This window comes from Rhodococcus sp. SG20037 (assembly GCF_031763325.1).
Taxonomy (GTDB): domain Bacteria; phylum Actinomycetota; class Actinomycetes; order Mycobacteriales; family Mycobacteriaceae; genus Rhodococcus_F; species Rhodococcus_F qingshengii.
Map to the genome: position 1 here is coordinate 2,569,527 of NZ_CP134497.1, position 23,124 is coordinate 2,592,650.

At 63.5% G+C, this 23,124-nt stretch carries 21 protein-coding genes; 18 read left to right on the top strand and 3 right to left on the bottom strand.

What is annotated here, in order from left to right:
- Positions 1 to 14: 14 nt before the first annotated feature.
- Positions 15 to 1,121 (top strand): D-alanine--D-alanine ligase family protein, encoded by a 1,107-nt coding sequence (locus tag RHP72_RS11915; protein WP_042450837.1) that lies wholly within the window; start codon positions 15 to 17, stop codon positions 1,119 to 1,121.
- On the opposite strand, the gene RHP72_RS11920 is transcribed toward RHP72_RS11915, so the two are convergent.
- Complete coding sequence (locus RHP72_RS11920; protein WP_081377619.1) at positions 1,122 to 1,814, bottom strand: DUF3515 domain-containing protein; 693 nt, start codon at positions 1,812 to 1,814, stop codon at positions 1,122 to 1,124.
- A 77-nt stretch (positions 1,815 to 1,891) separates the two neighbouring features.
- On the opposite strand from RHP72_RS11920, the gene RHP72_RS11925 reads away from it, so the two are divergent.
- Genes RHP72_RS11925 through RHP72_RS11935 form a run of 3 tightly spaced genes read left to right on the top strand, consistent with a single transcriptional unit; the run spans position 1,892 to position 4,143 of the window.
- A complete protein-coding gene (locus tag RHP72_RS11925) occupies positions 1,892 to 2,941 on the top strand; it encodes a thiamine-phosphate kinase (protein ID WP_197523604.1) in 1,050 nt (349 codons plus the stop codon).
- A gap of 9 nt (positions 2,942 to 2,950) precedes the next feature.
- Positions 2,951 to 3,472 (top strand): gamma carbonic anhydrase family protein, encoded by a 522-nt coding sequence (locus RHP72_RS11930; protein ID WP_311094712.1) that lies wholly within the window; start codon positions 2,951 to 2,953, stop codon positions 3,470 to 3,472.
- Entirely contained in the window at positions 3,472 to 4,143 is a 672-nt protein-coding gene (locus RHP72_RS11935; RefSeq protein ID WP_007729326.1) for a uracil-DNA glycosylase, read from the top strand. The genes RHP72_RS11930 and RHP72_RS11935 overlap by 1 nt, the downstream gene beginning before the upstream one ends.
- Positions 4,144 to 4,209: 66 nt before the next feature.
- Here RHP72_RS11935 and RHP72_RS11940 read toward each other — a convergent pair whose 3' ends face one another.
- Both RHP72_RS11940 and rpmB read right to left on the bottom strand, forming a co-directional pair.
- The gene (locus RHP72_RS11940) at positions 4,210 to 5,004 is read right to left on the bottom strand and encodes an enoyl-CoA hydratase-related protein (protein ID WP_019747947.1); all 795 of its coding nucleotides are present in this window, start codon (positions 5,002 to 5,004) and stop codon (positions 4,210 to 4,212) included.
- A gap of 131 nt (positions 5,005 to 5,135) precedes the next feature.
- The gene (gene rpmB, locus RHP72_RS11945) at positions 5,136 to 5,327 is read right to left on the bottom strand and encodes a 50S ribosomal protein L28 (RefSeq protein WP_003942669.1); all 192 of its coding nucleotides are present in this window, start codon (positions 5,325 to 5,327) and stop codon (positions 5,136 to 5,138) included.
- 333 nt (positions 5,328 to 5,660) lie between these two features.
- On the opposite strand from rpmB, the gene RHP72_RS11950 reads away from it, so the two are divergent.
- The 14 genes from RHP72_RS11950 (at position 5,661) to smc (ending at position 23,105) form a co-directional block, all read left to right on the top strand.
- Complete coding sequence (locus RHP72_RS11950; protein ID WP_050656645.1) at positions 5,661 to 7,370, top strand: DAK2 domain-containing protein; 1,710 nt, start codon at positions 5,661 to 5,663, stop codon at positions 7,368 to 7,370.
- 73 nt (positions 7,371 to 7,443) lie between these two features.
- Complete coding sequence (gene recG, locus RHP72_RS11955; protein WP_003942757.1) at positions 7,444 to 9,705, top strand: ATP-dependent DNA helicase RecG; 2,262 nt, start codon at positions 7,444 to 7,446, stop codon at positions 9,703 to 9,705.
- Between the two features lie 120 nt (positions 9,706 to 9,825).
- Entirely contained in the window at positions 9,826 to 13,230 is a 3,405-nt protein-coding gene (locus tag RHP72_RS11960) for a pyruvate carboxylase (RefSeq protein ID WP_003942675.1), read from the top strand.
- Positions 13,227 to 13,793: a 16S rRNA (guanine(966)-N(2))-methyltransferase RsmD gene (rsmD, locus tag RHP72_RS11965; protein ID WP_064444394.1), complete on the top strand. Its 567-nt coding sequence runs from the start codon at positions 13,227 to 13,229 to the stop codon at positions 13,791 to 13,793. Before RHP72_RS11960 ends, rsmD begins: the two co-directional genes overlap by 4 nt.
- The gene (gene coaD, locus RHP72_RS11970) at positions 13,790 to 14,284 is read left to right on the top strand and encodes a pantetheine-phosphate adenylyltransferase (protein ID WP_003942776.1); all 495 of its coding nucleotides are present in this window, start codon (positions 13,790 to 13,792) and stop codon (positions 14,282 to 14,284) included. The genes rsmD and coaD overlap by 4 nt, the downstream gene beginning before the upstream one ends.
- A gap of 131 nt (positions 14,285 to 14,415) precedes the next feature.
- The gene (locus RHP72_RS11975) at positions 14,416 to 15,177 is read left to right on the top strand and encodes a DivIVA domain-containing protein (RefSeq protein ID WP_003942696.1); all 762 of its coding nucleotides are present in this window, start codon (positions 14,416 to 14,418) and stop codon (positions 15,175 to 15,177) included.
- 189 nt (positions 15,178 to 15,366) lie between these two features.
- Positions 15,367 to 15,927: a DUF177 domain-containing protein gene (locus RHP72_RS11980; RefSeq protein WP_007729319.1), complete on the top strand. Its 561-nt coding sequence runs from the start codon at positions 15,367 to 15,369 to the stop codon at positions 15,925 to 15,927.
- A gap of 2 nt (positions 15,928 to 15,929) precedes the next feature.
- Positions 15,930 to 16,112, top strand: a complete 183-nt coding sequence (gene rpmF, locus RHP72_RS11985) for a 50S ribosomal protein L32 (protein WP_007729318.1) — start codon at positions 15,930 to 15,932, stop codon at positions 16,110 to 16,112.
- A 19-nt stretch (positions 16,113 to 16,131) separates the two neighbouring features.
- The gene (gene rnc / locus RHP72_RS11990) at positions 16,132 to 16,905 is read left to right on the top strand and encodes a ribonuclease III (protein WP_003942759.1); all 774 of its coding nucleotides are present in this window, start codon (positions 16,132 to 16,134) and stop codon (positions 16,903 to 16,905) included.
- A gap of 8 nt (positions 16,906 to 16,913) precedes the next feature.
- Positions 16,914 to 17,783 (top strand): bifunctional DNA-formamidopyrimidine glycosylase/DNA-(apurinic or apyrimidinic site) lyase, encoded by an 870-nt coding sequence (gene mutM, locus RHP72_RS11995; protein ID WP_003942752.1) that lies wholly within the window; start codon positions 16,914 to 16,916, stop codon positions 17,781 to 17,783.
- 42 nt (positions 17,784 to 17,825) lie between these two features.
- A complete protein-coding gene (locus RHP72_RS12000) occupies positions 17,826 to 18,278 on the top strand; it encodes an OsmC family protein (RefSeq protein ID WP_003942740.1) in 453 nt (150 codons plus the stop codon).
- Complete coding sequence (locus RHP72_RS12005) at positions 18,278 to 19,201, top strand: SMP-30/gluconolactonase/LRE family protein (RefSeq protein WP_311094713.1); 924 nt, start codon at positions 18,278 to 18,280, stop codon at positions 19,199 to 19,201. The genes RHP72_RS12000 and RHP72_RS12005 overlap by 1 nt, the downstream gene beginning before the upstream one ends.
- Before the next feature lie 5 nt (positions 19,202 to 19,206).
- Positions 19,207 to 19,491: an acylphosphatase gene (locus RHP72_RS12010; RefSeq protein WP_007729313.1), complete on the top strand. Its 285-nt coding sequence runs from the start codon at positions 19,207 to 19,209 to the stop codon at positions 19,489 to 19,491.
- 26 nt (positions 19,492 to 19,517) lie between these two features.
- Positions 19,518 to 23,105 (top strand): chromosome segregation protein SMC, encoded by a 3,588-nt coding sequence (gene smc, locus RHP72_RS12015; protein ID WP_311094714.1) that lies wholly within the window; start codon positions 19,518 to 19,520, stop codon positions 23,103 to 23,105.
- The last annotated feature ends 19 nt before the right edge of the window (positions 23,106 to 23,124 follow it).

Here is a 23,124-nt window from a genome sequence, read left to right on the forward strand (position 1 = left end):
GTACGGTTTGACGCGTGAACAGCAGTCGTACCCGCGTGGCCGTGATCTTCGGTGGCCGGAGCAATGAGCATTCAGTGTCCTGTGTTTCCGCCGGAAGCGTCCTGAGCAACCTCGACCCCGATCGGTACGACGTCGTACCGATCGGCATCACCGTCGACGGTTCCTGGGTGCTCGGTTCGAGCGACCCCAGTTCCCTCGCGATCAGCGGGCGCGCGCTGCCGTCGGTCGACAAAGACGGAACGTCGGTGGTCCTCAGCGCGGACCCCACCCGCGAGGGCGAGGTCATCTCCTTCGACGGCTCCGACGCCGGTGCTGTGCTCGCGTCGGTCGACGTCGTGTTCCCCGTTCTTCATGGGGCTTACGGCGAAGACGGCACGATCCAGGGTCTGCTCGAACTTGCCGGGGTTCCGTACGTCGGACCCGGAGTTCTGGCCAGCGCCGCCGGCATGGACAAAGAGTTCACGAAGAAGCTTCTTGCTGCTGAAGGACTTCCCGTCGGAGTGCAGGTCGTGCTTCGACCGGGAACCGCAACGCTGACCGAAGAGCAGAAGGCGGAATTGGGCCTTCCGGTTTTCGTCAAGCCCGCTCGTGGAGGCTCGTCCATCGGCATCACTCGGGTGAGCAATTGGGACGGTCTGGACGGGGCGATCGCTCATGCACGCCTGCATGATCCCAAGGTGATCGTCGAAGGCGCGATCATCGGCCGCGAGGTGGAATGCGGTGTCCTCGAATTCCCGAACGGCGACGTCAAGGCGAGTGTGGTCGCCGAGATCCGGATGCCGGATTCCGACGCCGATTCGGACGCGTTCTACGACTTCGACACCAAGTACCTCGACGACGTGTGTGAATTCGACATCCCCGCGAAACTCGACGAGTCGGTGAGCGACCAGATTCGAGAGCTTGCTGTCCGCGCGTTCAAGGCACTCGATTGCCAGGGACTCTCGCGGGTCGATTTCTTCGTCACGGCTGACGGCCCGGTGATCAACGAGATCAACACGATGCCCGGGTTCACTTCCATCTCGATGTACCCGAAGATGTGGAACGCCACCGGAATCGATTACCGCACTTTGATTTCGACTCTGGTCGACACCGCCGTCGCTCGCGGCACCGGCCTTCGCTGATCAGGGAACCGCGACCGGCGCCGGGTCGAGAGGCTTCTGTTCGAGAGTCGCCGTGATGGTGTCGGAGATTTCCTGAATCGGCGTCGGACCGGTCCCGTCGGGGATCGTGATACCGACGTATTCACCGCGGTCTACGGCAAACCAAGTGCTCGCCGCCAAACCGATGTCGGTTCCCGAGACCTGGAACCACTGGACTCCGTTCACGACCTGTAGTGCTGCAGCCTGGTCGAACTCGGACGGACGGTCGAGTCCGCAGCGCAAGACGATCGGCTCTCCTTCGCTGCGCTGCCACGCTGCCGCACCGGCCGGAGCAGGTTCTACCAATTCGGCTTTCGTGAAGTCGTCGATCTTGTCGGGGAGCGCGCCGAGAAGGGAAACGCAGGCCGGCGACTCCGCTGCCGGTGCCGGTACGGGTCCCAATGCAACCGGCGAGAGTTCAGGGTTGTTTCCCGCGACGACGGCCGCGATCACTACTCCGACGATCAGGGCTACCGGGAGTGCGATGGCGGTGGCGATCAGCGCCGGACTGCGGCGCTCTGACGGATCGTCGTCGCCGTCGGGGTCGATGTCGGCGTTGTCTGCGGTGGAGGTGTTTTCTGCCATGCTCAGTTCTTCGCTCGGGTCCTGGTCCAGTCGATCAGCGGTCTTGTCACTTCTGAGAGCATGTCGGTGAATCGGTAGGATTGCCGACACACGCGTGAGCTTGCAGAAGCATTCACGACCACAGCTAGAAGGTACCGCAGGCCGCTTACGAGCGAATTGCGTCGGCATTGGAGAGACTCATCGCATCATCGGAGTTCACTGCATCATCAGAGTTCACTGCGTCATCGGAGTTCGGGTCGGAGCCCACTGTCGAGCAGGTGGGGGAGTTCGACGTGATCGCGCGATCTCTTCTCGGCCGAATCCAACCGGTCACCACTGAATTGGGGCCGGGTGACGATGCCGCCATCGTGACTTCCGGAGACGGCCGTGTGGTTGTCTCGTCCGACATGTTGGTCGAAGGTCGACATTTCCGAATGGATTGGTCTTCACCACGCGACATCGGCCGGAAGGCAGTGGCACAGAACGCTGCTGATGTGGTCTCGATGGGAGCGCGGCCGACGGCCTTCACGGTGTCTCTGGGGTGCCCGCCTTCGACACCCGTCGACGTGGTCGACGCAATCTCCGCGGGAATCTGGGACGCGGCAACCGATCTGGGTGCCGGTGTGGTCGGCGGTGACCTGGTCCAGTCACCGGTGATCGTGGTGTCGGTGACCGTGCTCGGCGATCTCGGTGGCCGTGCGGCAGTTCTGCGTTCGGGAGCAAAGATCGGTGACAAGATCGCGGTCGCCGGGTTGTTCGGTTGCTCGGCAGCAGGGTTGGCACTACTGCTCGACGAAGCCGTACTGCTCGACAAGCCCGCAAACTTTCCAGATTTGCTTGCCTCCCATCGCGTTCCGAATCCTCCGTATCAATCGGCATGGGACGCCGTAGAATCAGCACATTCCATGACGGACGTGTCCGACGGATTGATCGCGGATCTTCGACATCTCGCAGAGGCCTCGCACGCGCGGTTCGACATCTTCTCGGCTGCGGTTCCGACCTCACCCGATGTCGCATCGGCGGCCGAGGCGCTCGACGTCGATCCGCTGGACTGGATCCTCTCCGGTGGTGAAGATCACGGATTCGCAGCAACTTTCGGGCCTGAGGTCGAGATTCCGTCGGGTTGGATCGTGATCGGTGAGGTTGCCGCCGGTTCGGGCGTGAGCGTCGACGGTTCGCTTCGCGAGAGCGGCGGGGGCTGGCACAGCTTTTCGACCACCGGTACCACCGCGGTATAGGTTGCTTTCATGGCTGTATACGCACTTGGAGACAGAGTTCCGGACATTCATCCGGACGCATACGTCCACCCGGACGCGGTGGTGATCGGCGCCGTGACTCTCGCAGCGGGTACCTCGATCTGGCCGCAAGCGGTATTGCGTGGTGACTACGGAACCATTTCGGTGGGAATCGGATCGAACATCCAGGACGGAACCGTCATCCATTGCACCGCCGTCGATGCGACTGTCATCGGTTCCGGTTGCGTCGTGGGCCACAACGCGCACATCGAGGGATCGACCATCGAGGACCATTGCCTGATCGCGTCGGGGTCAGTTGTTCTCAACGGAACGGTGATCGAGACGGGGTCGATCGTCGCCGCGGGTGCGGTGGTGGCCAACAAGATGCAGGTTCCCCCGCGCAGCATGGCACTCGGTGTGCCCGCCAAGGTCCGTGCGGGATACGAAGTTCCGCTCGGCCACCTCGACGGAAACGTCAAGATGTACGCAGCCAATGCGGCGTACTACCGCGACGCGTTGCGCAGGCTCGACTGATGGCGCCGCTTGCAGAGATCGTCGATCCAGGGTGGGCGCGGGCACTCGAACCGGTCTCGGAGCAGATCTCCGCGATGGGTAAGTTCTTGCGCGAAGAGATCGCTGCGGGACGGGAGTACCTACCGGCGGGGGAGAACGTCTTGCGTGCGTTCACGAACCCTTTCGAGGACGTTCGAGTGCTCATCGTCGGTCAGGACCCTTATCCGACGCCCGGTCACGCTGTCGGGTTGAGCTTTTCGGTTGCACCGGACGTGCGGCCGGTTCCGCGAAGTCTCGGCAACATCTACAAGGAGTATCACCAGGATCTCGGGTTGCCGATACCGCCGAACGGCGATCTGACGCCGTGGTCGAAACAAGGTGTGCTGCTTCTCAATCGCGTTCTCACCGTGCAGCCGGGTCAAGCCGCTTCTCATCGTAAGAAGGGCTGGGAGCCGGTGACCGAGCAGGCTATCCGCGCTCTGGTCGCGCGGTCGTCGCCGATGGTGGCGATCTTGTGGGGTCGTGACGCGGCCACTCTCGCGCCGATGCTCGGCGACACACCGATCATCGAATCCGCGCACCCGTCACCGCTTTCGGCCTCGCGTGGCTTCTTCGGTTCGCGCCCCTTCAGTCGTGCGAACGAACTCTTGACCGGACTCGGAGCCGATCCGGTCGACTGGAATCTGGGCTGATCGAACGGTGTCTGCACGAACCGGCCTGCCGAACGTCGAGTCGCGACGTTCGGCACGGCAGTTCGACTAGGCCTGCTTTGCGGAAGTGAAATCGGGGCGACGCTTGTCGACGAACGCGTCGACACCCTCGCGCCCGATCGGGCTGTTCGCCGCGAGGGCGATGGACGCGGCTTCGGCGTCGAGTTGCTCGGCGAGCGAGTTCGTCCGCGACGAACGCAGCAGTGCTTTGATTCCCGAGTACGACGTACTCGGTCCGTTGGCCAGAGCGCGGGCGAGGCGAGCTGCCTCTTCCTGGACCTCGTCGTCGCCGACGAGTCGGGTGAGGATCCCCAGGCGGACGGCTTCGTCGCCACCGATCACCGAATCGTTGAGAAGAATCTCGCGAGCGCGTGCCACGCCGACGATGCGGGGGAGTGTCCACGACATTCCGCCGTCCGGGGTGAAACCGATGGAGGGGTACGCGGGGCGAAGCTTGGTGCCGGTGCCGCCGATTGCGACGTCGGCGAGGCAGACCAGGCTCATTCCGGCGCCGGCAGCCCATCCGTGGACCCCGGCCACCACTGGAGCGGTCGCGGCGTCGAGCGCGCGAACGAACACGTGAAAGACTCGGGCAACCTCGGCGACGTACTCGCCGCGGTCAGGGGCTGCGGCGAACGCACGGACGTTGCCGCCGGCACAGAAGTTTGCGCCTTCGCCGACCAGAAGGATGCTCCCGATGTCGTTTCCGACTGTCTCGAGCGCCTGCGCGCCCTGAACCAGTCCTTCGTCGTCGAGGGAGGTGCCGTTGGCGGCGGTGGAAATGGTGATGCGGAGTACGCCCTCGTCGAGGGTCACTTTGCTCAGGTCATCGATGGAAGTCACTCAACGCACATTACGGGTGTCCGACAGCCATACGAAACACGGGGACACATAGATACAGCCACATAGATACAGCTCTGCCCCCGTCACCGAAGTGACGGGGGCAGAGCCTGCAATAGTTTGTGCTCGGGCAATCAGCCCCGAGCGACCTTGCCTGCCTTCAGGCAGGAGGTGCACACGTTGACCTTACGGGTGTTACCCGGGGCAACCTCGGTACGAACAGACTGAATGTTCGGGTTCCAGCGACGATTGGTACGCCGGTGCGAGTGCGAGACCGACTTACCGAAGCCGGGCCCCTTGGCGCATACGTCGCAGACGGCAGCCATAGTCGCGAACTCCTTGTTAGAAATGAATATTGAAGTGGTTACCCTACACGGTAGGGCAGCCAGAATTACAATCCGAATATACTCGACTTCGAACCGATCCTTGACCGCTCACTGTGCAGCCGAACGTGAAAACAGTCAATCAGCAACAAACAAAGTGCAGCATTATTTCGTGTAGCCCGTTCGAGGCAACCGTGTAAGAGTAACCGCTTCCGGCCCGAATGGCCAAACCGCCCGGTAATGACGGTTGCGCAGAAGCGTCGGACTACCCTCGACTGCACCGATCACCGATCTCTTTTTCATCGTCAGTCTTTCCATCGTCGAGGGGAACCGTCAGTGGGGGAAGTGCAACGCGTCGCCGAAGAAGCGGAATCCGTCGCGGACGGACATCTGCTGCGGCGCTGGGCCCGCCGGGCGGTCGACAGCCTCCAGAAACGTCGCGGTGAGATCAACAACCTCAACGTCTTTCCCATCCCTGATTCGGATACCGGCACCAATCTGCTGTTCACGATGCGGGCTGCACTCGATTCCGCCGAGACGATCGAGGACGACGTCCGCAGTGCGGGCCGCGTCGCCAACGCTCTGGCTCGGGGCGCCGTGTCCGGTGCTCGCGGTAATTCCGGAGTGATCCTCTCCCAGGTGATCCGGGGCATCGCCGAGAGCGTTCAAGGTGAGCACATCGACGGCCGTAGCTTCGCGAACTCGCTGACCACGGCGACGACGCTGGCCTCTCGGGCTGTCTCCGATCTGGTGGAAGGCACCATCGTCACGGTATTGCGCGCATCGGGAGAAGCAGCGCAGGAGTGCGTCGACACCAGGACACCGAGCGGCGAGGATCTTGCATCCGTGGTTGCCGCCGCTGCCGACGCCGCTGCGGTCGCACTGAACAAGACGCCAGAGCAACTGGACGTTCTCGCGTCCGCCGGGGTGGTCGATGCCGGGGGATTCGGTCTGGTTCTGATCCTCGACGCCTTTGTCGAGGTGCTGACCGGGAAGCCGCAGGTTCGCGAAGATCTGGGGACGCCGGACCCGAGGTCGAGCGCAGTTGTCGACGTCAGCGCATTCGATCACGATTGGGCTCACAAGAGCCCGATCGAATGTGGTGATCACTCGGAACAGGATTTCGAGGTCATGTACCTCGTCGACGACTCCGACGACGATCGCATGACGGCGCTGCGCACGCGGCTGTCCGTCCTCGGAGATTCGACGGTCATCGTCAGCGACGGTTTCGGCGGCTGGTCGGTGCACGTGCATTGCTGCGATGCCGGTGCAGCCGTGGAAGCCGGCCTCGAGGCCGGGAAGGTGCACGGTATTCGCATCAGCAGTTTTCTCGTCGACGAACGCGACCAGTTGGTGGCACGGGCGGAGAGGCGATTCCCCGGGGCCGGCGCGCGCGGCGTACTGGCCGTCGTTGCCGGTGACAGCGCGGCGGCGTTGTTCGAGAGTGAGGGTGCGACGGTTCTTCGGTGCGACGATGCGCCGGTGACGCGCGCACAACTGCTCGGCCGCATTCGTCAGATGGAACGCAGCGAAGTTCTGGTGCTTCCGAACGGAGCTTTGACCGCTCAGGAACTCGTCGCAGTCAGTGCCGCTGCACGCGATCCGCTTCACCAGGTTCTGCTGCTGTCGACGTCGTCGATGGTCCAGGGCTTGGCAGCACTTGCCGTTCACGACCCTCAGCGCAACGTCGCCGACGACGGCTTCACGATGTCCGAGGCGGCGGCCGCCACGCGCTGGGGATCGTTGCGGATCGCGGTCGAGCGTTCGCTGACCTACGTCGGGACATGTGATCCGGGTGACGCGATCGGTCTGATGGGGCACGAGGTGGTGCTCATCGGTCCCGACGTCGCGGAGTCGAGTGCGCGACTGGTCGACCTCGCGCTCGGATCCGGTGGCGAACTCGTGACCCTACTCATGGGCGCCGACGCGCCGGACGACCTGGCCGGGCAGCTCGAGGCGCACGTCGTCGCGCACCACCCGGGCGTCGACGTGCTCGTCTATCAGGGTGATCAGCCGGGTGACCTGTTCCAGTTGGGCGTGGAGTGATCGAACCGGGTCTGTCGGTGACTGCTGATATACGAACACATGTGCTTACCGCGACACTGTGCTGGAGGAACTGATGGCGACGCTCGCCGACCCACTCGATCGGCTGCTGGGAAAGAAGACCGCGGACGCGCTCGACGAGGCATTCGAGATCCGCACCGTCGAGGACCTGCTGCGTCACTACCCACACCGGTACGCGTCGGCAGGCAAGGAACTTGCCGAGAAGGAGCCGCCCGAGGGTGAGCACATCACCATCATCGCGCGTGTGGCGTCGGCCGCCGTCGTGAAGATGAAGAACCGTCCGGGGCAGATGTTGCGAGTATCGCTGGCGACTGATTCGCAGACCGTGGACGTCACGTTCTTCAACCCGCAGAAGGTGCGGCACGTCATCAAGCCCGGCGTTCGGGCGATGTTCTCCGGGACGGTGAAGTACTTCCGCGGCAAGTGGTCTCTCACTCATCCGAGCTACCTGATTCTCCCGGAACCTCGTGTCGGCGAAGAGGATTCGGTAGTTCCGCTTGCATCCATCAAGGGAGCCGGTGACCTTGCGGGCCTGGCTCGCGCAAATCAGGATCCCGGCGCCGAACTCGATCTGTCCGTCTTCGACCGCGCATTGATCCCGCTGTACCCGGCGACCCGCGAGGTCGAGAGCTGGACCATCATGCGGTGCGTGCGGCAAGTGCTCGACCAACTCGATCCGATCGAGGAGCCATTGCCCGCCGAGACTCGGGCCGAGCACGGATTCATCGGTTTGGACGAGGCGCTGCGCACCGTTCACCTGCCAGATACCAAGGAAGACATCGAACGAGCACAGGATCGTCTGCGTTTCGACGAGGCGCTGTCTCTGCAGTTGGTCCTCGCGATGCGTCGTCACGACAATTCCGAGCGTGTGGCTCCGGCCTGCGCTCCGGTCGCCGGCGGGATCGCGGACCAGTTCGAGGAGATGCTCCCGTTCACTCTGACGGAGGGACAGCAAGCAGTTGCGGAGGAGATCTCCACCGACCTTGCCCGCCCACACCCGATGAGCCGCCTTCTTCAGGGCGAGGTCGGGTCAGGCAAGACGATCGTGGCTCTGCGCGCGATGCTGCAGGTCGTCGATGCGGGTTATCAGTGCGCGTTGCTCGCACCCACCGAGGTCCTGGCAAATCAGCACGCGCGATCACTGCGCAAGATGATGGGCTCGCTGGCTGCAGGTGGTGAACTCGGTTCTGCCGAACATTCCACCCGTATTGCCCTTCTTACCGGCTCGCTGCCAGTCGCTGCGAAGCGCGCAGCTCTGCTCGAAGCCGTGACCGGCGACGCCGGGATCGTCATCGGTACCCATGCGCTCATTCAGGACAACGTCGAGTTCTTCAACCTCGGCATGGTTGTCGTCGACGAGCAACACCGCTTCGGCGTCGAGCAACGTGATCAGTTGCGATCACGTGCCCGTGAAGGACTGAGTCCGCATCTGCTGGTGATGACGGCAACGCCGATTCCGCGAACCATCGCCATGACCGTGCTCGGCGACCTCGAGGTCTCGACCCTGCGAGAGCTTCCACGTGGGCGAACCCCGATCAAGAGCAGTGTCGTGCCCGCGAAGCAGAAGCCGCAGTGGGTCGATCGCGCATGGGAACGAATCCGTGAGGACGTCGCCGACGGCCGTCAGGCGTATGTCGTGTGCTCGCGGATCGGTGACGGCGAGCAGGGTGCAGGCGAAGATCAGTTCACCGAGGAGAAGCAGCCCGAGACCAAGTCGGCGGTCGACGTCTTCGAAGAGCTGTCGAGTGGTCCGCTGGCCGATCTGCGAGTCGGGTTGCTGCACGGTCGACTGCCTTCCGACGAAAAGGACGTGGTGATGAGCGCGTTCAACGTCGGTGACATCGACGTCCTCGTCTGTACGACCGTTGTCGAAGTCGGTGTCGACGTTCCGAACGCGACGGTGATGGTGATCGTCGACGCCGAGCGGTTCGGCGTCAGTCAGCTCCATCAGTTGCGTGGCCGCGTCGGTCGAGGGAAACACCAGGGACTGTGCATCCTCGTCACCGGAAGCAATCCCGGGGGGCCGGCGTACGAGCGGCTCTCGGCGGTGGCAGCGACCAACGACGGGTTCGAACTGGCTCAACTCGACCTCGCGACCAGACGTGAAGGAGACATCCTCGGTGCGGCGCAGTCGGGCACAACCTCGAATCTGCGGCTGCTTTCCCTCATGGCCCATGGAGACATCCTCGAGTCCGCCAGGGAGTTCGCTCAGGGAATCGTCGACTCCGATCCGTCGCTCGACGGTCATCCCGCCCTCGCTTCCATGGTGACCGCTGCCCTGGACTCCGACCGGATCGAGTACCTCGAGAAGTCGTGAAGGGTATGACGACAAGCTGAAATCGAATAGCACGAGGACCGCCGGGTTGGTTTCTCGATTCAGTCCGAAATATGAGACTCCGCATGTAGACGCAAGATGAAATCGGGGTAGTTTTCTCGAATGTTCTCCAAAGTGCTCGTCGCGAACCGCGGCGAAATTGCGATCCGTGCCTTCCGCGCCGCCTACGAACTAGGTGCCGGAACCGTCGCGGTGTTCCCGTACGAGGATCGGAATTCGATCCACCGTCTCAAGGCAGACGAGAGCTACCAGATCGGGGAGAAGGGTCACCCCGTTCGCGCGTATCTCTCGGTCGAGGAAATCGTCGCCGCCGCCAAGAGCGCCGGAGCCGACGCCATCTACCCCGGTTACGGTTTCCTCTCCGAGAACCCGGACTTGTCGGCGGCGTGTGCCGAGGCAGGCATCAAGTTCGTCGGCCCGTCCGCCGAGATCCTCGAGTTGACCGGAAACAAGGCTCGGGCCATCGCAGCGGCAAAGGCCGCCGGTCTCCCGGTGCTCGCGTCTTCGGAGCCGTCAGCGGACATCGACGAGTTGCTCGCAGCCGCCGAGGACATGACCTTCCCGCTCTTCGTCAAGGCTGTCGCAGGCGGCGGTGGGCGCGGAATGCGCCGTGTTGCGGAGCGCTCACAGCTCAAGGAATCGATCGAAGCCGCAGCGCGCGAAGCGGAATCGGCCTTCGGCGATTCGACGGTCTTCCTCGAGCAGGCCGTCATCGACCCCCGGCACATCGAAGTGCAGATCCTCGCCGACGAGCAGGGCAACGTCATCCACCTCTTCGAGCGTGACTGCTCGCTGCAACGTCGCCACCAGAAGGTGATCGAGCTCGCTCCGGCGCCCAATCTCTCGGAAGAGTTGCGCGCCAAGATCTGTGCCGACGCCGTCGCGTTCGCGAAGGAGATCGGATACACGTGCGCGGGCACCGTCGAGTTCCTTCTCGACAAGCGCGGCAACCACGTCTTCATCGAGATGAACCCGCGAATTCAGGTCGAGCACACCGTCACCGAAGAAGTGACGGACGTGGACCTGGTCCAGTCGCAGCTCAAGATCGCGTCCGGTTCGACGCTTGCAGAACTTGGTCTGTCACAGGAGACGATCAAGCTTCGCGGCGCGGCGCTGCAGTGCCGCATCACGACCGAGGATCCGGCAAACGGATTCCGCCCGGACACCGGCCGTATCACCGCGTACCGCACCCCGGGCGGAGCCGGTATCCGCTTGGACGGTGGCGCCACACTCGGCGCCGAGGTCGGAGCGTACTTCGATTCCATGCTGGTCAAACTCACTTGTCGCGGTCGCGACCTCGAAGCTGCTGTGGCGCGAGCTCGCCGCGCGGTCACCGAGTTCCGCATTCGTGGTGTCTCGACCAACATTCCGTTCCTGCAGGCGGTTCTCGACGACCCGGACTTCCGGGCGGGACGCGTGACAACCTCCTTCATCGAGGAACGTCCTCAGCTGCTGACTCTGCGTTCTTCGGCAGACCGCGGCACGAAGATCCTGACCTACCTCGCGGATGTGACTGTCAACAAGCCGCACGGGGAGCGGCCCTCGGCGGTGTACCCGCAGGACAAGCTGCCCAAGATCGATCTTTCGACGCCTCCTCCTGCCGGTAGCCGTCAGCGCCTGCTCGAACTCGGACCCGAAGGTTTCGCGAAGGCACTGCGTGAGCAGAAGGCAGTCGGCGTCACCGACACCACCTTCCGTGACGCGCACCAGTCGTTGTTGGCCACGCGAGTTCGAACCAGCGGACTGCTCGGAGTAGCGGGGCACGTTGCGCGGTTGACGCCGGAACTGCTCTCGATCGAAGCCTGGGGTGGCGCGACCTACGATGTGGGACTTCGCTTCCTGCACGAGGATCCGTGGTACCGGCTTGCCGCACTGCGCGAGGCGATTCCCAATATCTGCCTCCAGATGCTTCTTCGCGGTCGAAACACGGTGGGCTACACGCCGTATCCCGAAAAGGTCACGCGCGCATTCGTTCAGGAAGCCACCGACACCGGCATCGACATCTTCCGAATCTTCGACGCGCTCAACAACGTCGACCAGATGCGCCCTGCCATCGACGCGGTGCGTGAGACCGGAACAGCTCTCGCCGAGGTGGCGTTGAGCTACACCGGCGATCTGTCGGATCCGAACGAAACGCTGTACACGCTCGACTACTACCTGAAGTTGGCAGAAGAGATCGTCGATGCGGGCGCTCACGTGCTCGCGATCAAGGACATGGCGGGCCTGCTGCGCGCTCCGGCGGCCACCAAGCTCGTGACGGCGCTACGCAGCAACTTCGATCTTCCGGTTCACGTCCACACGCATGACACCCCCGGTGGACAGTTGGCCACGTATTTCGCCGCGTGGCAGGCGGGCGCCGACGCAGTCGACGGTGCTTCGGCGGCACTGGCCGGAACCACCAGTCAGCCTGCGCTCTCGGCCATCGTTGCCGCCGCTGCGCACTCCGAGTTCGACACCGGGCTGAACCTGCAGAACGTGTGCGACCTCGAACCGTACTGGGAGGCGCTGCGAAAGGTGTACGCGCCGTTCGAATCCGGACTGCCGGCGCCGACGGGACGTGTGTACACGCACGAGATTCCGGGCGGCCAGCTCTCCAATCTCCGGACCCAGGCCGTTGCTCTCGGTCTCGGCGACCGGTTCGAAGAGGTCGAAGCCAAGTACGCCGACGCGGACCGCATGCTCGGGCATCTCGTGAAGGTGACGCCGTCGTCGAAGGTCGTCGGCGACCTCGCCCTCCACCTTGTCGGCGCCGGCGTGCCTTCGGAGGAGTTTGCCGCAGATCCGGCGAAGTTCGACATTCCCGACTCCGTGGTGGGCTTCCTGCGCGGTGAACTCGGTACGCCTCCCGGTGGTTGGCCGGAACCGTTCCGCAGCAAGGCACTCGAAGGACGTGGCCAGGCCAAGCCCGAAGCGACGTTGTCCGCTGAGGACGAGGTGCTGCTCGAGGGCTCGTCGAAGGACCGTCAGGCGACGCTGAATCGTCTGCTGTTCCCCGGCCCGACAAAGGAATTCCTCGAACACCGCGAGAAGTACGGTGACACGTCGCGGCTTTCGGCGAACCAGTTCTTCTACGGTTTGCGGCGCGGCGACGAACACCGCGTCGAGTTGGCTCCCGGCGTTGAGCTGATCATCGGTCTCGAAGCGATCTCCGAGCCCGACGAGCGCGGCTACCGCACTGTCATGTGCATCCTGAACGGTCAATTGCGCCCGGTCTCGATCCGCGATCGCTCCATTGCCAGTGACGTACCGGTGGCGGAGAAGGCCGACAAGAACAACCCGGGCCACGTGGCTGCACCGTTCGCGGGCGTCGTGACGCTCGCGGTGAAGGAAGGCCAGAAGATCGAGGCCGGCGACACCGTGGCCACGATCGAAGCAATGAAGATGGAAGCGGCGATCACCTCGCCGCGCGCCGGCGTCGTCTCTCGGATCGCGATCAGCGCCGTCCAACAGGTCGAGGGCGGAGACCTGCTGGTAGTCGTCTCGACGGGGGAGAGCGCCGCAGAGTGACACGCATCATCTCGGGACTCGCGGGCGGTCGACGCCTGCGAGTCCCGCCGAGCGGCACCCGTCCGACGTCGGATCGGGTTCGTGAGGCGCTGTTCAGTGCTCTCGAAGCGCGCATCGATCTCGAAGGGTGCGCGGTTCTCGACCTCTTTGCGGGTTCGGGTGCTCTCGGCCTCGAGGCGCTCTCGCGGGGAGCCGAGCACGTTGTTCTCGTGGAATCGGATGCCAAGGCTGCTGCCGTCATCAAGGCGAACATCGGCACTGTCGCGTTGCCTGGGGCGACGGTTCGCGCAGCTCCGGTTGCGGCCGTGGTCTCGGGTCCGAGCGCGCGTGAATACGACATCGTGATCGCGGACCCACCGTATGCGGTGACCGACGAGGCCGTCGTGTCCATGCTCACCGATCTGCAGGCCAACAAATGGGTGGGGGAGGGCACGATCGTGGTACTCGAACGATCGTCGCGCTCGCCGGAGACCGTGTGGCCTCAGGGCTACGAGCCGATCAAGGTCAAGAACTACGGTGAAGCCCGCATCGAGCTGGCCACCTGCTACGGTCTGGACTCATGACTGGCGCCGTCTGCCCCGGATCCTTCGACCCTGTGACCAACGGTCACCTCGACGTAATCGGAAGAGTTGCTGCGCAATTCGACGAGGTCGTGGTCACCGTGCTGATCAACAAGAGCAAGCGTGGCATGTTCACGATCGACGAGCGGATCGAGATGCTCGAAGACGCGACGAGTCACCTGCCCAACGTTCGCGTCACGTCGTGGCACGGATTGTTGGTCGACTACGCGAAACAAGAAGGCCTCAGCGCGATCGTCAAGGGTCTGCGCGGCGCGAACGACTTCGATTACGAGCTGCAGATGGCTCAGATGAATCAGAAGCTCACGGGCGTCGACACACTGTTCGTCGCCACGAATCCGACGTACAGCTACCTGTCGAGTTCTCTGGTGAAGGAAGTCGCGACTTTCGGCGGCGACGTCTCCGACATGTTGCCGGCCAAAGTGCATTCTCGGCTACTCGCACGTATCGCCGAGCGAGCAGCCGAAAACAGCTGATCCCCGACACACCGACCACGACGACACCCCGTTGGCCGTTCTTCCGGCAAACTTGGACAGGAACGGGCACAGGTCCGAGTGGACCGGTGACGATGTGGGCCGATTTCGGCCGGTAGAGATTGGGGTTGCTTGTGTACCGCGTATTCGAGGCACTGGACGAACTGGTCGCAATTGTCGAAGAGGCGCGCGGTGTTCCCATGACCGCAGGGTGTGTTGTGCCTCGCGGTGACGTACTCGAGCTACTCGACGACGTCCGGGACGCAATTCCGAGCGAGCTGGACGACGCTCAGGACGTCCTCGATCATCGCGACAAATTGGTCGGTGACGCGCGAGCAAACGCCGAGAAGACGGTCAGCAGCGCCAATGCCGAGGCAACCTCGACTGTGGAGAACGCACGCGACGACGCCGACCGGATTCTGTCCGATGCCAAGGCTCAGGCCGATCGCATGGTTGCCGAAGCGCGTGCGCACGCCGATCAGTTGGTCGAGGACGCCGAAGCAGAAGCGGAACGGACCGTCACCGACGGCCGTCGTGAGTACGAGGCCGTCACCGGACGGGCGCGTGCCGAGGCCGATCGGATGATCGAGTCCGGCCAGGCCTCGTACGAACATTCGGTGGCGGAGGGAACGGCGGAGCAGGCTCGTCTGGTGTCGCAGACCGAGGTTGTCCAGTCCGCTCACGCGGAATCCGCGCGAGTGATCGACGCCGCTCATGCCGAGTCCGACAGGATGCGTTCGGAGTGTGACCTGTACGTGGACACCAAGTTGGCCGAGTTCGAAGAGTTCCTCACCGGAACGGTTCGATCGGTCGGGCGTGGTCGTCAACAGCTTCGAACGGGTTCGGGGGTTCCCGACTACCAGGACGACGATCGTCGTTCCGAGCGGCGCCGATAGAGCAGACAAGTCAGTCGAGGGTGGGTCGTCCGATATGGGGCGGCCCACTTTTTCGTGGATCGAATTGGGATTTGCCTTGTAGCTGCCGTATTGTGGAGTGGTTGCCCATACCAGTTTCAACAGTTAGGTGAGTTCTCTTTGTCAACGCATCGTCGTAGTTCGTCGCATCAGTCAAGTGATGCGGGATTTTTGCTGGACACGGTCAAGCTCGGTCGTCGTCCAGGGTCGATGCGTACCGTCGAGAGAACAATTCAGTCCCCGAACCGTATCGGTCTCGATCTGATCGCGATCGAAGCGGGCGCGGACATAGATCTCGATCTTCGTCTCGAAGCAGTGTCCGAAGGCGTTCTCGTCACCGGAAACGTGCACGCACCCACCAAGGGTGAATGCTCGCGGTGCCTTGAACCTTTCACCGACACCGTGGACATCTATCTCACGGAGTTGTTCGCTTACCCGGACAGCACCACCGAGGAGACGACGGAAGAGGGAGAGGTCTACGCGGTCGAAGACGACGAAATCGACCTCGAACCGGTCATCGTCGATGCAGTCGGGCTGGCGCTTCCGCTCCAGCCTCTGTGCAGTGACGATTGCCTGGGATTGTGCTCAGAATGTGGCATTCGCCTGGCGATTGCGGAATCTGGGCATGGGCATGACATACTTGATCCTCGCTGGGCTGGTCTCGCGGCCAAATTTGGCGTGGAATCAAACACCAGCGAAAATCTTGTGATCACCGAAGCCGAGGAGAAGTAGAAGTGGCTGTCCCCAAGCGCAAAATGTCGCGATCCAACACGCGGTCGCGTCGTAGCCAGTGGAAGACCACTGTGCCCACCCTCGTTACCTGCCCCAACCGTGGCTGTGGCGAGCAGACCCTTCCCCACATCGCATGCCCGTCATGCGGTACTTACAAGGGCCGCCAGGTAACCGCTGCTGTCTAGTTCTCCCCGGAGAAAGACTATGACGAGCGAAAATACAGTTTCAGCCGCCGGCGGCGAGGGCAATCACGACAAGCTCCTCGCCGCTGTCGGCGTAGATATAGAGCCCGGTCTTCTGACCCTGGCTCTCACGCACCGCTCGTACGCGTACGAGAACGGCGGACTGCCCACGAATGAGCGCCTCGAGTTCCTCGGGGATTCCGTTCTCGGCGTCACGGTGACCGAAAATCTCTACCTGTCCCACCCGGACAAATCCGAAGGTGATCTGGCGAAGATCCGTGCCAGCGTGGTCAACATGCATGCACTCGCCGAGGTTGCCAGGACTCTGGGTGAAGGTGGACTCGGAGCACACCTGCTGCTGGGTAAGGGCGAGGAAATGACGGGCGGCCGTGACAAGCCGTCCATTCTCGCCGACGGTATGGAGTCGATTCTCGGCGCCATCCACCTGCAGCACGGCATCGAGACTGCGCGACGCGTCGTCCTCGATCTGTTCGACGATCTACTCACTCGCGCACCGCTTCTGGGCGCGGGTCTGGATTGGAAGACGAGTCTGCAGGAACTGACCGCAGAACACGGTGCCGGAGTTCCCGTTTACGAGATCACCGCCACAGGACCCGATCACGACAAGGAATTCACGGCCACCGTTCTCATCAGTGGCAAACCCTTGGGTGTCGGTGTCGGTCGTTCCAAGAAGGAAGCCGAGCAGAAGGCAGCAAGTTCGGCATGGAAGACGATGTCGGAGAATGCCGCTGCTACCGCAGTCGCTGCTGACGACACGCCTGATCTTGCCGGCTGAGTTCACTCTTGCCTGAGCTTCCCGAAGTCGAAGTCGTTCGCCGCGGCCTACAGTCTCATGCTGTAGGTGCGGCGATCGAGGCCGTCGAGGTACTCCATCCCCGCGCGATCAGGCGCCACATTCTCGGTTCCGAGGACTTGATCGGCCAACTCACCGGGCAGACCATCGCTTCGGCAGAGCGTCGCGGCAAGTACCTGTGGCTGGTTCTCGAGCCTGCCGGTGTCGGACTGGTGGTTCATCTCGGGATGAGCGGACAGATGCTGGTCCAACCCCCGACAGTCGACTGGGAAAAGCACCTACGCATTCGGTTGGCCCTCGATTCCGGGGCCGATCTTCGATTCGTCGATCAGCGGACCTTCGGTGGCTGGTCGATTTCACCCCTCGTCGAGGTCGACGGAACGATGCTGCCCGAGTCGGTGGCGCACATCGCCCGCGATCCCATGGATGCGGCGTTCGATCTCGAATCCGTCGTGAAAGTCCTGCGGGGCAAGCACACCGAGATCAAGCGCGCGATTCTCGACCAGACGGTGGTCTCCGGAATCGGAAACATCTACGCCGACGAATCATTGTGGCGCGCCAAGATTCACGGCAACCGAATCGCCGAAACGCTTACCAGGCCCAAACTTCGAGAACTGTTGACCGCGGCACACTCGGTGATGGGTGAAGCGCTCGATCAGGGCGGTACGTCCTTCGACGCGCTTTACGTGAACGTCAACGGGGAATCGGGCTACTTCGACCGGTCGCTGTCGGCGTACGGGCAGGAAAACCTCCCGTGCCCGCGATGCGGCGCGCCGATCAAGCGTGAGAAGTTCATGAATCGATCGTCGTTCAGTTGCCCGCGGTGCCAGCCGACCCCGAGGGCACGGCGAATCGCCTAGGTCTCCCGCCCCTTCGGTTCGGCGGAGTGGCAAGATTGCGTCATGGCTGAACAGACTCCCGACACCACTGCAACCGCCCCGGCTCACACGGAGCTTTGGGTCGAACGAACCGGAACCCGCCTCTACACCGGCAAGAGTTCGCGCGGCGCAGAGGTTCTCATCGGCTCCGAATCGGTGCCAGGAGTCTTCACGCCCGGCGAACTCCTCAAAATTGCACTGGCCGCATGCACGGGGATGAGCTCCGACTTCCCGATCTCGCGCCGGCTCGGTGACAACTACGACGCGACGGTCCGAGTGTCCGGAGCCGCCGATCGTGAAAACGAAGTCTACCCGCAGCTCGACGAGGTCCTCGAGCTCGATCTCAGCGAGTTGGATGCCGAGGCACAGCAGCGCCTCATCACTCTCGTCGAGCGTTCCGTGGACAAGGTATGCACGGTCGGGCGCACGCTCAAGGCCGGAACCAAGGTCACTCTGTCGTTCGACACGGAAGCCTGATGTTCCGCGCCGGCAGCGTTGTCGCTGCGATCGCACTGGGTTCCGTTGTGGCGCTGAGTGCTCCAGCGCAGGCCTCGGTCCCGGCCGACGGCTCGGCCGGTAGTTGCGGCACATGGACGTCGAGCGTCGTGACGACTGGTGCCGGAATGCTCGAGAACCTCGAATTCGACGGCAACGGATCGATGGTGTTGTCGCAGTCGGCTCTGATCGGGCCGGGTGCACTGCTGAAAGTGGCGCCGGACGGAACACGGACAACTTTGGTCGGTGACGTCACCGGACCTGGCGGTCTGGTCGCGCGTGAGGGATCCGTGTACTTCACCACGGGCAACTCGACTGTCTCGGGACTGTTCGGAATCGCCGACGGCAGCCTCCGCAAGGTCGACGTCGCAGACGGGTCGGTGACAACGATCGCCGACGGTCTGGTGATGCCGAACGGGCTTGTGCAGCTGGACGATAACCGTTTCCTCACTGCCCGCACACTCGCCAGGCCGGGGCTCACGGTCGTCAACAGTGACGGAAGCAGTTCGATCGTTCGTGAAGACCTCGGCACCGTCGACGGCCTCGCACGCTCCGGTTCGACGATCTACGTGAGCACGACCTTCGACATGGTCACCGCCGTCCACATCCTCGACGCAGACGATCTGGGCGGGCCGGTGCGAACGATCACGCTCCCCGGGTTCGGTCCGGCAAACATGGCGGACGATCTGACCGTCGGACCGGACGGCGCGTTGTACGTCGCATTCAATGCCGGCGGCAAAGTTGTTCGCGTCGATCCGGATTCGGGATCTTCGTGTGAGATCGCCTCGGGTCTGCCGTTCACATCTGCGGTCAAGTTCGGCGCCGGACCGGGCTGGGATCCCAACGCGCTCTACACCACCGGATTCCTGGGTGACGTTCACCGTCTCGAACGTGTGGCGGGCTGAGCGTCATGGCTGAAGCAGCGCCTGTGCGGTTGACGGCGTGGGTTCACGGATACGTTCAAGGCGTCGGGTTCCGGTGGTGGACCAGGGCCCGCGCTCTCGAACTCGGATTGATCGGATATGCGTCCAATCAGCGTGACGGTCGAGTGCTCGTCGTGGCGGAAGGCCAACGCACGCAGCTCGAGCGATTGGTGGAGCTGCTGCGCTCCGGCACTACCCCGGGCACGGTGGATCTCGTGGTCGACAGCTGGGACACCGCCAGGGGCGACCTGACAGGGTTCGTCGAACGCTGACCTGTTTGGCGGTAAAGTTTCCCCCCATGCACCTCAAGAGTCTGACACTCAAGGGATTCAAATCCTTTGCGTCGGCAACGACTCTTCGGTTCGAGCCGGGAATTACCTGTGTGGTCGGCCCGAACGGCTCGGGTAAATCCAACGTCGTCGATGCGTTGACCTGGGTGATGGGCGAGCAGGGCGCCAAGGCCCTGCGCGGCGGCAAGATGGAAGATGTCATCTTTGCCGGCACCTCCGGCCGCGCGCCGCTGGGCCGCGCCGAGGTGACCTTGACCATCGACAACGCCGACGGGGCGCTCCCGATCGAGTACTCCGAGGTGTCGATCACGCGCCGGATGTTCCGCGACGGCGCGGGGGAGTACGAGATCAACGGCTCGTCCTGCCGTCTGATGGACGTCCAGGAACTGCTCAGCGACTCCGGCATCGGCCGCGAAATGCATGTCATCGTCGGGCAGGGACGGCTCGCCGCGATCCTCGAATCCCGTCCCGAAGATCGACGCGCCTTCATCGAAGAAGCCGCGGGAGTCCTCAAACATCGCCGCCGCAAGGAAAAAGCGGTGCGCAAACTCGATTCCATGCAGGCCAATCTTGCTCGCCTCAGTGACCTCACCGCGGAACTGCGTCGGCAACTCAAACCGCTGGGACGCCAAGCCGAGGTTGCTCGGCGAGCACAGACGGTCCAGGCTGACCTGCGTGATGCAAAGATGCGTCTGGCTGCTGACGATCTGGTGACCCGTCGAAACCAATTGAACGACCAGGCGCAGGACGAGAAAGCGGCCCGTGAACAGCACAACCAGGTGGCGGCTGCGCTCGACGAGGCCAACCTCGAACTCGGGCGCCAGGAGCAAGCTCTCGCTCGTCTGACTCCGGGATCGGAAGCCGCTGCGCAGAGTTGGTTCCAGCTTTCCGCGCTTGCCGAACGCGTCAACGCCACCGTGCGCATCGCCCGCGAGCGTGCGCGTCATCTCGACTCCGAACCTGTCGGCAACCGCGGCCAGGACCCGGACGAGATGGAGGCGCGCGCCGAACGTCTTGCTGCCGAGGAGGCCGAACTCCTCGAAGGCGTCGAAATCGCGCGAGCGGCGTCGGAAGCTGCTCGGGACCAGCTCGCAGCCACCGAAGATGCTGCAGCAGAAGCGGAACGGGCGCACATGGCGGAAGTTCGTGCCGTCGCCGACCGCCGTGAAGGTCTTGCTCGACTCTCCGGTCAGGTCGACACTCTGCGTACCCGCGTCGAATCCGTCGACGCGGAAGTGTCTCGGCTGACCGACGCGATCGACGAGGCTCGTCTGCGTGGCGATGCCGCACAGGCCGAGTTCGACACGGTGCAAGAAAGCATCGGGGACCTCGACGCCGGTGAAGTCGGCCTCGATACCAATCACGAACGCGCCATCGAGGCTCTCGAGATGATCGACGCGCGCGTCGAAGAGCTTCGTGAGGAAGAAAAAACGAGCGGGCAACGCATCGCTTCGCTCCGGGCGCGCATCGAGGCACTGTCGATGGGTTTGCAGCGCAAGGACGGTGGCGGCTGGCTGCTCGAACACCGCGGCGACGACGGCATCACCTCGCTGGTCGGATTGATTCACGTCGAACCCGGCTACGAGGCCGCGATCGCTGCCGCGATGGGGCCGGCAGCAGACGCCGTCGTGGCGCAGTCGCTGGACTCTGCTCGCTCGGCTGTCACAGCACTGGCCGATCAGGACGGTGGACGTGCATCACTGATCGTGAGCGGTGAACCGGCGATCAAGCGCGAGGCCGAGATCGCGCCGGGTAGTCGTCCGGCCGTCGACGTCATCGACTGCCCTGACGAGTTGCGTGCCGGATTGACCGCCATCCTCGATGGCGTCGTCCTGGTCGAGACTCTCGATGACGCGATTCGAGTTGTTGCTGACCACAAGGGAATTCGCGCAGTGACGCGTTCTGGCGATCTGCACGGTTCGGGGTGGATGATCGGTGGCTCGGATCGGCAACCGAGCACGCTCGAGGTGCAGGCGGCGATCGACGCGTCAGCAGCGGAACTGGCGGCAACGGAGAGCCGATCCGAGGAACTCGACGCTGCGCTGTCCGGCGCTCTGGCCGAACAGGCCGCTCGACGCGAGACCGCGGAGCAAACTTTGGCAGCGCTCAACGAGTCGGACGCCGCCATGTCCGCCATCTACGAGCAGTTGGGCAGATTGGGGCAGGCAGCACGAGTCGCCCACGCGGAATCCGAGCGGTTGACCGCCCAGCGAGTGCGTGCCGAGGAGGGCCGCGGTGAGTCGCTGACAAAGCTCGCGGATCTGGAGGAACGTCTGCGCGTCGCCGAAACCGACGGCAGTGCACCGGGACACGGTGCGGAATCGACCGCTGCCGATCGCGAAATGGCCGCAGCAGCGCTCGCCGAAGTGCGCATCGTCGAAATGGATGCTCGCCTTGCCGTGCGCACCGCCGAAGAGCGTGCGGAATCCGTACGCGGAAAGGCCGATTCGCTTCGGCGTGCGGCCGCCGCGGAACGAGAAGCGCGGATTCGCGCCGAGCGGGCTCTGCGCGCCAGAGCGCACGCTGCGGAAGTTGCAGCTGCCGTCGCCGAGTCGGGACAGCGCGTGGCGGCCGAACTCGAGACCGTCGTCGCCGCGGCTCTTGCTCACCGCGACGAGTTGGCTCGGGCCCGCACCGAGTGCACGGCCAAGCTGGATCAGGTCCGCGAGATAGTCCGAGCACTGACCGGACAACTCGCTTCGCTCACCGACGCCGTCCACCGCGACGAGGTAGCGAAGGCACAGGCAGCGCTGCGCATCGAACAACTCGAGGAGTCGATCCTCGATCAGTACGGTATCGGCCTCGACGATCTGATCGCCGAGTACGGGCCCGAGGTCGAACTGCCGCCGACCGCTCTCGAAGTCGAGGAGTACGAGCAGGCCAAGGAGCGTGGGGAGCAGGTCACCGCGCCCGCTCCGCTTCCGTACGACCGCGCGACTCAGGAACGGCGCGCCAAGCGGGCCGAGAAGGACCTCGCCACCCTCGGCAAGGTCAATCCGCTGGCGCTCGAAGAATTCGCAGCTCTCGAGGAGCGGTACACCTTCCTCTCCACTCAGCTCGAGGACGTCAAGACCGCACGCAAGGACCTTCTTGCTGTGGTCGCAGACGTCGACGCACGAATACTGCAGGTGTTCACCGAGGCCTATGCCGACGTCGAGCGTGAGTTCGTGGGAGTGTTCGAGAAATTGTTCCCCGGGGGAGAAGGGCGGCTGGTCCTTACCGATCCCTCGGACATGCTCACCACCGGCATCGAAGTCGAGGCGCGTCCGCCCGGTAAGAAGGTCAAGCGGTTGTCGTTGCTGTCGGGCGGCGAGAAGTCGTTGACCGCGGTGGCCATGCTGGTCGCGATCTTCCGGGCACGCCCGTCCCCGTTCTACGTGATGGACGAAGTCGAGGCGGCGTTGGACGACACCAACCTGCGGCGGCTGATCGGACTCTTCGAACAATTGCGGGAGAAGTCGCAGTTGATCGTGATCACTCACCAGAAACCGACGATGGAAATCGCCGATGCGTTGTACGGCGTCAGCATGCGCGGCGACGGCATCACCACCGTGATTTCGCAGCGACTTCGCGGTCAAGACATGGCCTCGACGTAAGCCCTGCTCACTTTCCGGG

What these genes read in the sequence shown, in the direction of transcription:
- RHP72_RS11930 (WP_311094712.1), top strand. Translation starts at nt 2,951, where the DNA reads ATGGCTGTATACGCACTTGGAGACAGAGTTCCGGACATTCATCCGGAC.
- RHP72_RS11935 (WP_007729326.1), top strand. Translation starts at nt 3,472, where the DNA reads ATGGCGCCGCTTGCAGAGATCGTCGATCCAGGGTGGGCGCGGGCACTC.
- rpmB (WP_003942669.1), bottom strand. Translation starts at nt 5,327, where the DNA reads ATGGCTGCCGTCTGCGACGTATGCGCCAAGGGGCCCGGCTTCGGTAAG.
- recG (WP_003942757.1), top strand. Translation starts at nt 7,444, where the DNA reads ATGGCGACGCTCGCCGACCCACTCGATCGGCTGCTGGGAAAGAAGACC.
- RHP72_RS11960 (WP_003942675.1), top strand. Translation starts at nt 9,826, where the DNA reads ATGTTCTCCAAAGTGCTCGTCGCGAACCGCGGCGAAATTGCGATCCGT.
- coaD (WP_003942776.1), top strand. Translation starts at nt 13,790, where the DNA reads ATGACTGGCGCCGTCTGCCCCGGATCCTTCGACCCTGTGACCAACGGT.
- rnc (WP_003942759.1), top strand. Translation starts at nt 16,132, where the DNA reads ATGACGAGCGAAAATACAGTTTCAGCCGCCGGCGGCGAGGGCAATCAC.
- RHP72_RS12000 (WP_003942740.1), top strand. Translation starts at nt 17,826, where the DNA reads ATGGCTGAACAGACTCCCGACACCACTGCAACCGCCCCGGCTCACACG.
- RHP72_RS12005 (WP_311094713.1), top strand. Translation starts at nt 18,278, where the DNA reads ATGTTCCGCGCCGGCAGCGTTGTCGCTGCGATCGCACTGGGTTCCGTT.
- RHP72_RS12010 (WP_007729313.1), top strand. Translation starts at nt 19,207, where the DNA reads ATGGCTGAAGCAGCGCCTGTGCGGTTGACGGCGTGGGTTCACGGATAC.
- smc (WP_311094714.1), top strand. Translation starts at nt 19,518, where the DNA reads ATGCACCTCAAGAGTCTGACACTCAAGGGATTCAAATCCTTTGCGTCG.